Source organism: Kaustia mangrovi, assembly GCF_015482775.1.
GTDB classification, from domain to species: Bacteria; Pseudomonadota; Alphaproteobacteria; order Rhizobiales; family Im1; genus Kaustia; species Kaustia mangrovi.
Genome location: NZ_CP058214.1, coordinates 3586046 through 3598870 on the forward strand (window position 1 = coordinate 3586046; position 12825 = coordinate 3598870).

A 12825-nucleotide genomic window follows, 5' to 3' on the forward strand; every position below is an offset into this window, starting at 1 on the left:
CGTCAAAGGGAGGAAACATGACCGACAGTCTCGATCTCGGCGGACGCGTCGCCCTTGCCATCGGCGGATCGGGCGGCATTGGCGGGGCGATCGGCCGGGGGTTCGCGAAGGCCGGAGCGAAGGTCGCCGTCGCCTCGCGCAATGGCGGGAAGGTCGACGAAGCCGTCGCCGCCATCGAGGCGCAGGGCGGGGTTGCGAGCGGCCATGTCTGCGATGCCACCGATATCGGCGCGCTCGCGCCGCTGATCGACGAGGTCGTGGAGGCCCATGGCCGGCTCGACATCCTGCTCAATTGCCAGGGCATAAATATCTTCAAGCCGGCCAGCGAGATGACGGCGGAGGATTACGACACGCTCATGGGCATCAATCTGCGCAGCGTGTTCTTCGCAAGCCAGGCCGCCCATGCCCGCTTCAGGGCGCAGGGCGGGGGCGGGGCCATCGTCAATATCGCCTCCCTGTCGGGTCATCGCGGCTGGCCGGGCGCCGTCGTCTACGGCGTCTCCAAGCACGGCGTGCTGGGGCTGACACGCAGTCTCGCGGTGGAATGGGCCGATGACGGCGTGCGCGTGAACTCGATCTCGCCGGGCTTCTTCATGACGGAGATCAACCGCGACAGGATGGGCGAGGAGCGCAAGGCGAAGGCCATGTCGCGCACGCCCATGAACCGTTTCGGCGACGTGGAGGAGCTGGTGGCCGCCGCCGTCTATCTCGCCTCCGATGCCGCGCGCTACGTGACGGGCACCGATCTCGCCGTCGATGGCGGTTATCTCGCCGCCGGGATCTGAAGCCCGCCGTCGCGGGGAACGGCGCGTTGGAGATGGCCTATGCGCTCAGTTTCAGGGCGGCACCGCCATCGAGGCGGGTTGCGACCTCCAAGGCCAGCGCGAGGGAGGCGGTGAGGCCGGGGCTTTCGATGCCGAACAGGTTGACGAGCCCCGGAACGCCATGGGCCTCCGGCCCGTCGATCCGGAAATCGGCGGGCGGGTCTGCGGGGCCGACGAGCTTGGGCCGGATACCGGAATAGCCGGGATTGAGGCTGTCGTGAGGAAGCTCCGGCCAATAGCGCCGGATGGCGGCGTAGAAGCTCTCCCCGCGCGCGGGATCGACGCCGTATTCGATCCCGTCGATCCACTCCACATCCGGGCCGAAGCGGGCCTGGCCGCCGAGGTCGAGCGTCAGGTGCACGCCGAGCCCGGCATTGTTGGGGGCGGGATAGATGAGGTGCGAGAAGGGGCAGCGCCCGTTGAGCACGAAATAGTGCCCGCGCGCATAGCGCGTCACCGGGACATGGGCGGCGTCGAGCCCCTCGATCCGCTCCGCGACATGGGACGCATAGAGCCCCGCCGCATTGACGAGGACGGCGGTCTCCAGCGTCATCGGCTCCGCGCCGCCCGCATGGACGGCGATGCGTCCCTCCGCGACGATCTCGGCGCGCTCGAAGGGCGTGAGAAAGGCGACCATGGCGCCGGCCGCCTCCGCATCGCCCTGATAGGCGAGCATCAGGGCATGGCTGTCGACGATGCCGGTCGAGGGCGAAAGTGCGCCTCCGACCGTGTCGAGCGCGGGCTCCAGGGCGTGCGCCTCGGCCGCCGACACCATGGCGAGGTCGTCGACGCCATTGGCCTTGCCGCGCGCGCACAGCGCCTCGATGCCGGCGAGCTCGTCCTCGCCCGCCGCCACGATCAGCTTGCCGCACCGGCGATAGGGGACGCCGTGGGTGTCCATATAGTCGTAGAGGCGCCGGCGGCCCTCCACGCAGGCGCGCGCCTTCAGGCTGCCTTGCGGATAGTAGATGCCGGCATGGATCACCTCGCTGTTGCGCGAGGAGGTCTCCGTGCCGATGGCGTCGGCCGTCTCCAGGACGACCACCGAGCGGCCGCCCATGGCAAGCTCGCGGGCAATCGCCAGCCCGACGACGCCCGCCCCCACGATGACCGCATCGATATCCGCCATGATCCTCCGTCCAGCGTCTCGTTCCGGGTCTACGCGCCGACGAATTTCGGCTTGCGCTTCTCCATGAAGGCGCGGCGGCCTTCCTCGTAGTCGCGGCTCGCAAAGCAGCGCGCGACCATGTCCTCGCAGGCCTTCATGTCCCGATCCGCCGGATCCTTCAAGGTCTGGTTGACGATAAACTTGACGGAGGCAACCGTCAGCGGCGCATTGGCCGTGATCTTGCGGGCGTAGTCGTCCACATAGGCCGTCACCAGCCCGTCGGGCACGGTGCGGTTGACGAGGCCCATCTCGCGGGCCTCCGCGGAGGAGAACAGCCGCGCGGTGAAGAAGATCTCCTTGGCATGGGACGGCCCGACGAGCTGGACGAGCCGTTCCAGCCCGTTATAGCCGTAGCCGAGGCCAAGCTTGGCGGCGGGAATGGCGAAGCGCGAGCCCTCGCCGCAAATGCGCATGTCGCAGCAGATGGCAAGCGCCACGCCGCCGCCCACGCACACGCCGGTGATCTCCGCGATGGTCGGCTTCGGGAAGTTGTGGAGCTTGCGATAGACGCGGCCGGTCGTGTCGTTGTAGCGCTTCACCGAGGCCTCGTCGGCACGCTCCGATTCGAACTTGGAGATGTCGGCGCCGGACACGAAGGCCTTGTCGCCCGCACCCGAGACGACGACGACGCGAACCTCGTCATTGGCGGCATAGTCGTCGAGCACCGCCTCCACCGTTTCCCACATGTCGAGCGAGACGGCATTGCGGCGCTCGGGATTGTTGAAGACGATGCGCCCGACGCCGTCGGCGACGCTGTGAAGTATCTTCTGCTGGTCCATGGTGTCCTCGTTGGTGGCATGCCGCAGCAATGATGCGGTCAGATAACATGGTCCGCGCGCAGGCGCGAAATGTCCGCCTCCGCGTAGCCGATCTCCCTCAGGATCTCGTCGGTGTGCTCGCCCGCCCTGGGCGTCGGCGCGGCGATTTCGCTCGGCGTGCGGGAAAGGCGCACGGGCTGGCCGACGACCTTGACGTCGCCGCGCTCGCAGCCGGTCATGTCGCGCGCAATGCCCAGATGGCGGACCTGCGGGTCGTCGAACACCTTGTCGACGGTGTTGATCGCGCCGCAGGGCACCCCCGCCGCGTTGAGCGCCTCGATCCAGTGATCGGCGGGCTTCGTGCGGGTGATGGCGTCGATCTCGGCATTGAGCCGGTCCCGGTTCTCCAGCCGGCTTGCGGAGCTCTCGTATTCGGGCCGCTCGGCCAGCTCCGGAGCGCCGAGGGCCGAGCACAGGCGCCGCCAGATCTCCTCGCCCGAGCAGGCGATGTTGACATGGCCGTCGGCGGTCTCGAACACGCCGGTGGGGATGGAGGTCGGGTGGTTGTTGCCGGCCTGCGGCGGCACGGTGGCGTCCATCAGCCAGCGCGCGGCCTGGAAGTCGAGCATGAAGATCTGCGCCTCCAGAAGCGAGGTGGACAGCCATTGCCCCTCGCCGGAGACGTCGCGCTCGAGCAGGGCGACGAGAATGCCCTGCGCCGCCATCAGCCCCGCCGTCAGGTCGGCGATGGGAATGCCCACGCGCACCGGCCCCTGGCCGGGCAGTCCGGTAATCGACATGAGCCCGCCCATGCCTTGCGCGATCTGGTCGAAGCCGGGGCGCTTCGCATAGGGGCCGTCCTGGCCGAAGCCGGAGATGCTCGCATAGACGAGGCGGGGATTGACCGCCTTCAGCGTGTCGTAGTCGACGCCCAGCCGGTGCTTCACGTCGGGCCGGTAGTTCTCCACCACGACATCGGCCTGCGCCACGAGCTTGCGGAAGATCTCCAGGCCGTCCTTCGCCTTCAGATTGAGCGTCAGGCTGCGCTTGTTGCGGTGCAGGTTCTGGAAATCGGCGCCGTCGCGGGGGCCGCCGAGCTGTCCCTTGCTGTCGGTTGTGGGCTGCTCGATCTTGATGACGTTCGCGCCCCAGTCGGCGAGCTGGCGCACGGCGGTGGGCCCTGCGCGCACCCGGGTCAGGTCAAGGACCGTGAAGCGTGACAACGCCTGGCTGGCGGGCTTGTGGGGCATGGATCGTCATCCTTCCAGTCTTGATCTTTCCTCTCCCCCTTGCGGAGGAGCGGTTCGCGTTTCCTCAGACGCTCCCAGGGGATCGTTCGGTGCCCCCGTTTCGCATCCAGTCTGTCAACTGTCAACAATTTACACAAGACAGTTGACATGTCGACTGTTTGCGGACCATGCTTCCCGAATATGCCGCCGCAACCGGGATGTGCCCCCCCATGATCGACCAGCCGCGATTCCATGCCCGCAATGTCGAGACGCTCACGACCTCCGTTCAGCGCGAGATCGAGCGCATGATCATGGCCGGCGAGGTTGCGGCCGGCGACAGGCTGAGCGAGAGCGCGCTGGCCGACGCCATGGGCGTGAGCCGCGGGCCGGTGCGCGAGGCCATGCGGGCGCTCGCGCAGGCGGGGCTTGTGGAGATCATCGCCAATAAGGGCGTCGTCGTGCGCCGCATCGAGATGGAGGAGGTGCTCGACCTCTACGATCTGCGCGGTGTGATCTTCGGCCTGGCCGTGGAGGGCGTCGCCTGCAACGGCACGGCCGGCCAGGTGGCGGAGCTTAAGCAGAACCTTGCCGACATGATCTCCGCCTACGAGGCCGGAGACCACGGCCGCTATTACGAGCTGAACGTGGCCTTCCACGCCGCGATTGCCGAATACAGCGGAAATGCCCGCGCACGGGCGATCTATGAGAGCCTCGTGAAGGAGATGCACCTGTTCCGCCGGCGCGGGCTGTCCTTCGTCTCCAATGTGGAGGCGTCCCTCGACGAGCATCGCGATATCGTGGAGGCCATCGCCGCGGGCGATGCGGAGGCCGCGTTCCGGGCCGGCCGCGCCCACGTCATGAACGGCAAGCAGCGCTTCCTGAGCACGCTGCAGCAGTCCAGAGCGCACAAGGAGGTCGAGACCGGCGAACCGCGCTGACGACGACCCGCCCCGGAAACCGCCGGGGCCGGGACCTTTCAAGAGATACGTCGAAAAGACGAAGCAGAAATAGGGAGGAAACGAATGACTCTGCCGCGCGCAGTGAATGCACGACGTCACCTTGCCGCCGCCCTTGCGGGGGCCGTCATGGCCACCGCGGCCGCAGTTCCCGCCATGGCGGAGGACTTCCCCTCCGATACCGTCAATGTCGTCACCCATGCCGGGCCCGGCGGCGGCTCCGACATCACCACGCGCATGATGATGCGCAACACCGCCGACCATATCGACCAGGACTTCCAGGTGGTCAACCGGCGCGGTGGCAGCGGGGCGGCGGCCCTGATGTATGCCCGCGGCCAGGAAAAGGACGGCCATACGGTCCTGCTCATCACCCAGTCGCATCTCTTCCAGATCGCGCAGGGCAAGGTGCCGGTCGAGATCGACGACATTGTCGGCGTCGCGCGCGCCACGCTCGACCCGCAGATCATCGCCGTGCCGGCCTCCAGCGATATCAAGGACCTGAAGGGCCTCGTCGCGGCGTCGAAGGCCAAGGAAGGCGGCCTCAAATGGGGCACGACCTTCGTCGGCGGCATCGACCATGTCGCGATTCACAACTTCGCCAAGAAGGCCGACGGCATGCCCTACACCATCGTGCCGTTCAAGGGCGGCGGCGACATCGTTACCAATCTCGTCGGCGCCAATGTCGACGTGGCCTCGCTGAACTATGCCGAAGGCGAGGCGCAGTTCAACGCCGGCGAACTCCGGCCCATCGCGGTGCTGGCCGAAAAGCGCATCGACTCGTTGCCGGACGTTCCCACCGCGCACGAGCAGGGCATCGACGCGGAGGCCGCCACCATCCGCGGCTTCGCGGTGCTGAAGGGCGTGCCGGAAGAGCGTGTCGCCATCCTGGAGGAGGCGATCGTTAAGGGCATGCGCGAGCCGGGCTTCGTCGAATATCTCCAGAGCGGCGGCATGACGGAGGAGAGCGTCGTCGGGCGCGAGGAGTGGAACGCGCAGATCCGCCGGATCTACGAGGAGAGCCGCGTCGCGCTCGAGGAGCTGGGGCTCCTGTGAGCCATGCAGCCCCGCCACCGCCGTCAGCCGGACCTGCCGCAATGACCGAGCCCCGCCCGACGAGAGAGGGAGTGGCGGCGTTGCCTGCCGCCCTCCTGCCGCGCGACGCCGTGGTCGCGCTCGCCATCCTCGTCTTCTGCGCCGTTGCCTACTGGCTGACGACCGGCTTCGACGAGGCGCCGGCGGCCATGGCGCAGAACATCCAGCCCTCGACCTTCCCGCAACTCGTCATCACGGTGATGGCCGTCCTTGCGGGCGTGATCTTCGTCCAGTCCTTCGCCGCGCCGCAGAAGACGCTCGCCCGCGTGCCGCCCCTCGTTCCGGTGTCGGCGGGTGTGATGGTCGCCTTCGTCACGGCGTTCCAGACGCTCGGTATCGTTCCGGCCATGGTGCTCATGTGCCTCGGCCTGCCGGCGCTCTGGGGCGAGCGGCGCTGGGGGCTCGTCATCGCCTTCGCCGTCCTGTTCCCGGCGGCAATCTACGGACTGTTCGCCGGCCTGCTCGACGTCTATTTCGAGCCCGGTCCGCTCATCCCCTGGTAATCGACGAAAGGTCGCGGGGCCATCATGGATGCCTTCCTCTCAGCGCTCGGGCTGTTCCTCGATCCCATGCTGCTCGTCGCGGTGCTCGCCGGCACGGTCGGCGGGGTGCTCGTCGGCGCGTTGCCGGGCCTGAGCTCGACCATGGCGACGGCGCTTCTCCTGCCTTTCACGCTCGGCATGGAGCCGGGCATGGCGATCGCCCTTCTTAGCGCGCTTTACTGCTCGGGCACCTATGGTGGGTCGATCACGGCCATCCTGGTCAATGCGCCGGGCGCGCCGGCGGCCGCCGCCACGGCCTTCGACGGCTATCCGCTGGCGCAGAAGGGCAGGGCCGGCAAGGCGCTCGGCATCGCGGCGGTGGCGAGCGCCATCGGCGGCATGTTCAGCGTCGTCGTCCTCATCGTCGCCGCCCCGCTCCTGTCCCGCGTGGCCTACGATTTCGGGCCGCCGGAATATTTCGCGCTCGCCCTGTTCGGACTGTCCATGCTCGCCTCGATCAGCTCCGACGCGCCGGTCAAGAACCTGCTCGGCGGCGCGTTCGGCGTGCTGCTCGCGACAGTCGGCATGGACATGACGACCGGTGTGGAGCGCTTCACCTTCGGCATGTGGGAGCTGTCGGAGGGCGTCCACTTCATCCCCGTCATGATCGGCCTGTTCGCCGGCGCGGAATTCCTCACCCAGGCACAGACACTCGACCGCGTCACCGTCCACGCCGCGCTCGACGCGGTGCGCCTGCCGACGCGGGAGGATTTCCGCAAGTGCATGGGCACGATCGCGCGCTCCTGCGGCATCGGCTCCTTCGTGGGCGTTCTGCCGGCGGAGGGCGGGACGGTCGCGGCCATGATCGGCTACAACGAGGCGAAGCGATGGGCGCGCGACAAGTCGGAATTCGGCCATGGCGACATTCGCGGGATCGCGGGGCCGGAAAGCGCCAACAACGCCGCGACGGGCGCGGCCATGGTGCCGACGCTGGCGCTCGGCATTCCCGGCAGCGCCACGACGGCGGTGATCCTCGGTGCGCTGCTCGCCCACGGGCTCAGGCCCGGGCCGCATCTGTTCACCGAGACGCCGACGCTGCTCTACGTCATCTTCACCGCCATGCTGTTCGCCAATGTGGTCTTTCTGGGCTTCGGCCTCGTCGGCGCCAAGCTGTTCTCGCGCATCACCCTCATCCCGACGACCTTCCTGTGGCCGGCGGTCATCATCCTCGCCGCCATCGGCGCCTATGCGCTGGAGCAGTCGATCCTCGATGTCTGGATCATGGTAGTCGCCGGCATTCTGGGCTTCGTGCTGAAGCGCTACGGCTTCTCCGCCGCGCCGATCATCATGGGGCTGATCCTGGGCGAGATGGTGGAGAGCACCTTCAAGCAGTCCATGATCATCTTCGACCATAGCTGGGCAGGGTTCCTCGACCGGCCCATCGTGCTCGTCTTCGTCGCGCTCACGGTCCTGTCCATCGCCTCGCCCTTCGTCAGCAAGGCCTGGCACCGCCGCCGCGAGCGCGAAAATCCGGCATGAACGGGGTCGGGGCGCGGCGTCTGACCAGAGATGCCGTGCAGATCGGCGGCACCGTGCTCGCGGGGCTCGCCGCCGCTCTCCTGGCCGACGCCGGCGGGCTGCCGCTGCCCTGGCTCCTGGCCCCGCTGCTCACAGTGGGCGCCATGTCGCTTGCCGGCGCGCCGACGGCGGCGGTGCCGTTCGGGCGCCGGGTCGGGCAGGCGGTGATCGGCACGGCCATCGGCCTCTATCTCAATCCCGGCGTCGTGGAGGAGATGCTGGCCCTCCTGCCGGTCATGATGGCGGTCGCGGGGCTCTCCATCGCGATCTCCATCGCCATTGCCGCGCTTGCCGCCGCGCGCGCCGGATTCGGCCTCGCGACCGCCTATTTCGCCTGCATGCCGGGCGGTGTCGCGGAAATGGCGGGGCTCGGGCGACAATACGGGGCCGACGAGGCCACGGTCGCGATCCTGCAGTCCCTGCGCATCGCCGTGGTTGTCACGGTCATGGCGCCCGCCGTCGCCCTGCTGGCCGAGCACGGGCGGGGCGGCGCGGCGGCCGGCCTGCCGGATGTGCACTGGCCGGAGCTGGTCGTTCTGCTGTCCGCCGCCGGCCTCCTGTCGGCTCTCCTGGAGCGGTTCTCGGTGCCCAATGCGTGGATGCTCGGCGGGCTTGCGAGCGGCGCGGCGACGGCGGCGCTGGCGCTGCCCCTGTCGGGCATGCCGGGCGTTCTGGTGAGTGCCGGCCAGCTTCTCGTGGGCTGCGCGCTCGGAACGCGATTCAAGCCCGATCTCATGCGCGGCGGGGCGCGCCTTGCAGCGACCGGTCTCCTGATCATGGCGGGGCTGCTCCTCGGCGGCATCGTGCTCGGGCTTGCCGCGGCGGCCCTGACCGGCATGGCGCCCGCCGTGCTCCTGTTGGCCACCGCACCCGGCGGTATCACGGAAATGAGCATCACCGCCAAGGTGGTCGGCCTGCCCGTGGCGACCGTCGTCGCCTTCCATCTCGTGCGCATCGTGACGGTGGTGCTGGCGAGCGCGCCGCTCTACCGCCTCCTGATGCGCATCCGCCCGGCGGGCGACCGGCGCCTACACCGCGGCGGCCCCGATGCGCCGCACCGATGACGGCCATAGCCCGGAAGGGCAGGGGCGATGGGCCGGACGCCGACATTTTGCGCAAGGAACATGCTGCATTGCACAATATTTGGCCTTGCCGTCAGGGTGCCCGAATAATAATCTTTTCTCATCTCGGAGGGAGATCCAGCGGGGATCTTGAGGGGCTCGCCACACTGTCCCGAAAGATCCCCGTTTCTCCGCCCGGCAGGCCCGAAAGTCCGGGCGACGGCCACCGAGCCCGATCCCGCCAGAGCGCACTTTGCGAGCCCGATCGCACAGACGGTCCCTAGCCGGCGGGCTTTTTGTCCTTCAGCGTATCGTAATAGTCGTAGAGCGCATTGGCGCGGGTGAGATGGGCGCGCATGCGCTCCTCGGCGGCGTCCGGGTCGTGCGCGGCGATGGCGTCCACGAGCCCGGCATGCTCCTCGAGCGTCAGTGTCTCCGCGCCGGGTGCGCGCACCAGAGAGGTGTGAAACGCCATCAGCCATTCGAAGAGCGCCTGGCTGGCGAGCGCCAGGATGGGATTGCCGGCAATCTCGGCGATCTCGCGATGGAAGGCCATGTCGCCGCGCATGAAGGCGGTCGGCCGGTCCACGGCGGCCTCCTGGGCCTCGAGGCATTTGCGGAGCTTCGCCACGGCCGTGGCGTCGGCCTTGCGGGCGGCCTCGCGCACGAGCCCCATCTCGAACACCATGCGGGCGTGCTTGAGGTCCTCGAAGGTGCGCCGGGAGGTCGTGAGGGCGTGTCGCGCGGTCTGGCCGAGGCGCTCCAGAACGGCCTGGGCGCTCGGCTCCGCGATGCGCGAGCGCTCACCGTGATGGATGGTGACGATCCCCATGCGGTCGAGCGTCTGCAGCGCCTCGCGCACGGCCGGCCGGCCGACGCCGTATTCCTCCATGAGCTGGCGCTCGGAGGGCAGGAGGTCGCCAGGCTTGAGCTGCTCGCGCTCGATGCGGTCCAGAAGGAGGTCCATCACCTCCTCCCAGAGCTTGCGCCGGCGGATGGCCCGTCGGGGATCTGTCCCGGATTGGGTCATGTCGTCATTCGTGCTCCCGCGTCCGGCCAGGCCGGTGTCGCGGGTGGCCTACATGTCGGTCACACCGATCACATTGCCGTTGGAGTCGACCGTGCAGACCGCCTGCCGGTCATTGCCGACATCGAGCGTCATGGCATACTGATTGTCGTCGGTGATGTCGACGCCAAGGGGGGAGATCGTGTCCGGATCGACTCCGTAAAGCGGCCCGGCGCCGTTGGCGCAGGCGACCTGCAGGCCCGCCGGAACCGGCCCCGGGCCACCGCCGAGATCCTCGTCCGGCACCGGAGCCATGGTGCAGGCCGCGAGGCCGGCCATTGCCGACAGGATGCAGGCCCGGCCGACGGCCATCCTCCGGAAGTCATGCGTCATCTGTGTTCCTCTTGCACTCCCGGACCGTGCGGCACGATCCCTCATTGTCCCGCCGGGCGCCCGGAAGAGAGAAGAGGCCCGACCCCTCGATTGCCGGTCGGGACCGGTCAGGCGTCGGTGATGGCGACCACATTGCCGTCGGAATCGATGGTGCACAGTGCCTGGCGGCCATTGTTCACGTCGAGCGTCACCGTATAGAGGTTGTCCTGAGTGCGCTTGGAGGAGATGGGCAGGACGGTCTCCGCGCCCACCCCGTAGATCGGGGCGGCCTCGTTGGCGCAGGCAAGCTGGAGATCGGCCGGCGCGGTGTCGTAGGTGGAACGGACCGTCTGGTTCGGTGTTTGCTGGGTGTTCGTGCAGCCGGCCAGAATGGCGGCGCCCAAAAGGACGGTTCCCAGTCCAAACACAGTCCTACGCTCGGCAGTCTTCATGTGTGGTTCCCTTCGCTCCTTGGCCGTTTCCGGGGCCCTGGGGCCCGTAAGCTCAGACCCCCTTGAACAGGGACGCGCCCGTCATGAGCACGATCACCTTCGCGCCGCGCGTGACGCGGTTATAAAGGTCTATCACGTCGTCATTGTTCATGCGGATGCACCCGGAGGACAGGTTGAGCCCGATGGTCCAGGGCTCGTTCGTCCCGTGGATGCGGTAAAGCGAATCCCGGTTCTTCTCGTAAAGATAGAGCGCGCGGGCGCCGAGCGGATTGTCGATGCCGCCCGGCATGCCGTTGGCATATTTGGTCAGCCGGGGATCGCGCTCGATCATGTCCTTGGGCGGCGTCCATGTGGGCCATTCCGCCTTGCGGCCGACATGGACGATCCCGGCCCAGCCGAAACCCTCCCGGCCGACGCCGATGCCGTAACGGATGGCCTGGAAGTCGGGCAGGATATAATAAAGGAAGTGGCGGTCGGCATCGATGACGATGGTGCCCGGCTTCTCCGCCGTCCTGAACGGGACGATGCGGCGCTGGAACTCCTCCGGCGTCTGGCCGTATCGCTGGAAGTATTCGCGGGCCTGCGACGGGTCGTAGGAGACCCACTTGCCGCTGCGCGCATCGTAGATCTGGGTCTGCGTCGGCGAGGAGAAGCCCATGCCGAACGACATCGCGAGTGTCGCGATCGCGAGGCAGAGTGTCCGTATGGTCAAGCGCATTCTCGGTTCCCCGTCCTGTCCAATCCGCTAGTCGGCATCCTCGATCCACCCGGAGATCCGCTCGCCGTGCCCGTCGACCCATTCGCGGGCGAATTCGGCCGGGTCGCGCCGTTCCACCACGAGCGCATAGGTCATCTGCGACACGGTGTCGACGTCCAGATTGACCGACTTCAGGAAGCTTGCGATCTCGGGTTGGCTTTCCTCCAGCGCCTTCGCGTAGAAGATGTGGAGGAAGGAAGGCGGCCAGGCGACGCCGGCCTTCGACTTCTCCAGCCAGTCACCGTCCGCCTCGGCGTCGACGATCTGCCACTTCCTCGGGTCGTGGGCCGGCTCGTCCAGATAGACGAGGTCGTGGAGCTCGAAGACGTGATGCGGCTCGTAGCAGTAGAAGGCCATCGGCTTGCCCGTGGCCACCGCCGCATCGACGGCGGCGAGCCCGACCGTCTCCTCCGCCTGGAGGAGCTGCATCGTCTTGTCGTAGCCGTAATCGTGAGCACGGATCTGCTCCACCTTGGTGGAGTTCCAGCCAGGCGCGCCGATCCAGATCTCGCCGCGCCCGTCGCCATTGGTGTCGAAGACCTTCGCCTTCTCCGGATCGGCGAGATCCTGGATGGTGTGGATGCCGTCGCCGTCGTAAGTCGCCTGCGTCACGCAGATGCCCTGCGAGGCCGGCACGCCCCGCGGGCTCATGACCACGGATTTGCGCCGCAGCACATATTCGTCGTGCAGGGCCTTGTAGTTGGGGAGCCAGACCTCGGGATGGATCTGGATCGTGCCGTCGTCCATGCCGGCGAAAATCTCCGCATTCGATGTCTCCTTCAGGACGACATCGACGCCGAACCGGTCTTCCAGAATGGTCTCGAGCACATGGGCGGTGGCGTTCGCGGACGACCAGCTCGGCACACCGATCACGATCTCGTCTGCGCGCGCGGAGACACTCTGGCCAGCGGCGGCCAGGGACACGACAAGCCCGATAGCGACCGCCACAACGGAACCGAAACGTATCATCCAGGGTTCCCCTTTATCCCACCGCAATAGAACACACTCGCGCACAGGGTATTGCAATCGGACACGGTGGGCTAGCCCCCACGGCCCGGAATACGGGAAGCGCCGCGCCGCCGCCGCCGCA

At 67.8% G+C, this 12825-nt stretch carries 14 protein-coding genes; 6 read left to right on the forward strand and 8 right to left on the reverse strand.

The features are described 5' to 3' along the window. Positions 1 to 17: 17 nt before the first annotated feature. On the forward strand, positions 18 to 785 hold the full coding sequence (locus HW532_RS16820; RefSeq protein WP_213161569.1) for an SDR family NAD(P)-dependent oxidoreductase: 768 nt from the start codon (positions 18 to 20) through the stop codon (positions 783 to 785). 37 nt (positions 786 to 822) lie between these two features. Here HW532_RS16820 and HW532_RS16825 read toward each other — a convergent pair whose 3' ends face one another. Genes HW532_RS16825 through HW532_RS16835 form a run of 3 tightly spaced genes read right to left on the reverse strand, consistent with a single transcriptional unit; the run spans position 823 to position 4000 of the window. After that, positions 823 to 1953, reverse strand: coding sequence for an NAD(P)/FAD-dependent oxidoreductase (locus HW532_RS16825; RefSeq protein WP_213161570.1), 1131 nt, complete (start codon positions 1951 to 1953; stop codon positions 823 to 825). Positions 1954 to 1982: 29 nt separating this feature from the next. After that, positions 1983 to 2771 carry an enoyl-CoA hydratase gene (locus HW532_RS16830; RefSeq protein WP_213161571.1) on the reverse strand — a complete coding sequence of 263 codons (789 nt, stop codon included), beginning with the start codon at positions 2769 to 2771 and terminating at the stop codon, positions 1983 to 1985. Between the two features lie 38 nt (positions 2772 to 2809). Next, on the reverse strand, positions 2810 to 4000 hold the full coding sequence (locus HW532_RS16835; protein WP_213161572.1) for a CaiB/BaiF CoA transferase family protein: 1191 nt from the start codon (positions 3998 to 4000) through the stop codon (positions 2810 to 2812). Positions 4001 to 4209: 209 nt separating this feature from the next. Here HW532_RS16835 and HW532_RS16840 point away from each other — a divergent pair, with 209 nt between their 5' ends. From HW532_RS16840 to HW532_RS16860, 5 genes are all read left to right on the forward strand, one after another. Continuing rightward, complete coding sequence (locus HW532_RS16840; protein ID WP_213161573.1) at positions 4210 to 4917, forward strand: GntR family transcriptional regulator; 708 nt, start codon at positions 4210 to 4212, stop codon at positions 4915 to 4917. Positions 4918 to 5064: 147 nt separating this feature from the next. Then, the gene (locus tag HW532_RS16845) at positions 5065 to 5988 is read left to right on the forward strand and encodes a Bug family tripartite tricarboxylate transporter substrate binding protein (protein WP_213161574.1); all 924 of its coding nucleotides are present in this window, start codon (positions 5065 to 5067) and stop codon (positions 5986 to 5988) included. A 41-nt stretch (positions 5989 to 6029) separates the two neighbouring features. Further along, positions 6030 to 6530, forward strand: a complete 501-nt coding sequence (locus HW532_RS16850) for a tripartite tricarboxylate transporter TctB family protein (protein WP_213161575.1) — start codon at positions 6030 to 6032, stop codon at positions 6528 to 6530. Between the two features lie 24 nt (positions 6531 to 6554). Beyond that, the gene (locus HW532_RS16855) at positions 6555 to 8048 is read left to right on the forward strand and encodes a tripartite tricarboxylate transporter permease (protein ID WP_213161576.1); all 1494 of its coding nucleotides are present in this window, start codon (positions 6555 to 6557) and stop codon (positions 8046 to 8048) included. Continuing rightward, the gene (locus tag HW532_RS16860; protein WP_213161577.1) at positions 8045 to 9151 is read left to right on the forward strand and encodes an AbrB family transcriptional regulator; all 1107 of its coding nucleotides are present in this window, start codon (positions 8045 to 8047) and stop codon (positions 9149 to 9151) included. Before HW532_RS16855 ends, HW532_RS16860 begins: the two co-directional genes overlap by 4 nt. A 277-nt stretch (positions 9152 to 9428) precedes the next feature. On the opposite strand, the gene nanR is transcribed toward HW532_RS16860, so the two are convergent. From nanR to HW532_RS16885, 5 genes are all read right to left on the reverse strand, one after another. Beyond that, entirely contained in the window at positions 9429 to 10178 is a 750-nt protein-coding gene (gene nanR / locus HW532_RS16865; protein ID WP_213161578.1) for a transcriptional regulator NanR, read from the reverse strand. Positions 10179 to 10226: 48 nt separating this feature from the next. Beyond that, positions 10227 to 10547: a hypothetical protein gene (locus HW532_RS16870; RefSeq protein WP_213161579.1), complete on the reverse strand. Its 321-nt coding sequence runs from the start codon at positions 10545 to 10547 to the stop codon at positions 10227 to 10229. A gap of 107 nt (positions 10548 to 10654) precedes the next feature. After that, on the reverse strand, positions 10655 to 10978 hold the full coding sequence (locus HW532_RS16875) for a hypothetical protein (RefSeq protein ID WP_213161580.1): 324 nt from the start codon (positions 10976 to 10978) through the stop codon (positions 10655 to 10657). A 52-nt stretch (positions 10979 to 11030) separates the two neighbouring features. Continuing rightward, the gene (locus HW532_RS16880; RefSeq protein WP_425491961.1) at positions 11031 to 11648 is read right to left on the reverse strand and encodes a L,D-transpeptidase; all 618 of its coding nucleotides are present in this window, start codon (positions 11646 to 11648) and stop codon (positions 11031 to 11033) included. A gap of 75 nt (positions 11649 to 11723) precedes the next feature. Beyond that, on the reverse strand, positions 11724 to 12704 hold the full coding sequence (locus tag HW532_RS16885; protein ID WP_213161582.1) for an ABC transporter substrate-binding protein: 981 nt from the start codon (positions 12702 to 12704) through the stop codon (positions 11724 to 11726). Positions 12705 to 12825: the final 121 nt, after the last annotated feature.

Excerpts from the sequence above, each read along its gene's own strand:
- HW532_RS16820 (WP_213161569.1), top strand. The coding sequence starts at position 18 with ATGACCGACAGTCTCGATCTCGGCGGACGCGTCGCCCTTGCCATCGGC.
- HW532_RS16825 (WP_213161570.1), bottom strand. The coding sequence starts at position 1,953 with ATGGCGGATATCGATGCGGTCATCGTGGGGGCGGGCGTCGTCGGGCTG.
- HW532_RS16830 (WP_213161571.1), bottom strand. The coding sequence starts at position 2,771 with ATGGACCAGCAGAAGATACTTCACAGCGTCGCCGACGGCGTCGGGCGC.
- HW532_RS16835 (WP_213161572.1), bottom strand. The coding sequence starts at position 4,000 with ATGCCCCACAAGCCCGCCAGCCAGGCGTTGTCACGCTTCACGGTCCTT.
- HW532_RS16840 (WP_213161573.1), top strand. The coding sequence starts at position 4,210 with ATGATCGACCAGCCGCGATTCCATGCCCGCAATGTCGAGACGCTCACG.
- HW532_RS16845 (WP_213161574.1), top strand. The coding sequence starts at position 5,065 with ATGGCCACCGCGGCCGCAGTTCCCGCCATGGCGGAGGACTTCCCCTCC.
- HW532_RS16850 (WP_213161575.1), top strand. The coding sequence starts at position 6,030 with ATGACCGAGCCCCGCCCGACGAGAGAGGGAGTGGCGGCGTTGCCTGCC.
- HW532_RS16855 (WP_213161576.1), top strand. The coding sequence starts at position 6,555 with ATGGATGCCTTCCTCTCAGCGCTCGGGCTGTTCCTCGATCCCATGCTG.
- HW532_RS16860 (WP_213161577.1), top strand. The coding sequence starts at position 8,045 with ATGAACGGGGTCGGGGCGCGGCGTCTGACCAGAGATGCCGTGCAGATC.
- nanR (WP_213161578.1), bottom strand. The coding sequence starts at position 10,178 with ATGACCCAATCCGGGACAGATCCCCGACGGGCCATCCGCCGGCGCAAG.
- HW532_RS16870 (WP_213161579.1), bottom strand. The coding sequence starts at position 10,547 with ATGACGCATGACTTCCGGAGGATGGCCGTCGGCCGGGCCTGCATCCTG.
- HW532_RS16875 (WP_213161580.1), bottom strand. The coding sequence starts at position 10,978 with ATGAAGACTGCCGAGCGTAGGACTGTGTTTGGACTGGGAACCGTCCTT.
- HW532_RS16880 (WP_425491961.1), bottom strand. The coding sequence starts at position 11,648 with ATGTCGTTCGGCATGGGCTTCTCCTCGCCGACGCAGACCCAGATCTAC.
- HW532_RS16885 (WP_213161582.1), bottom strand. The coding sequence starts at position 12,704 with ATGATACGTTTCGGTTCCGTTGTGGCGGTCGCTATCGGGCTTGTCGTG.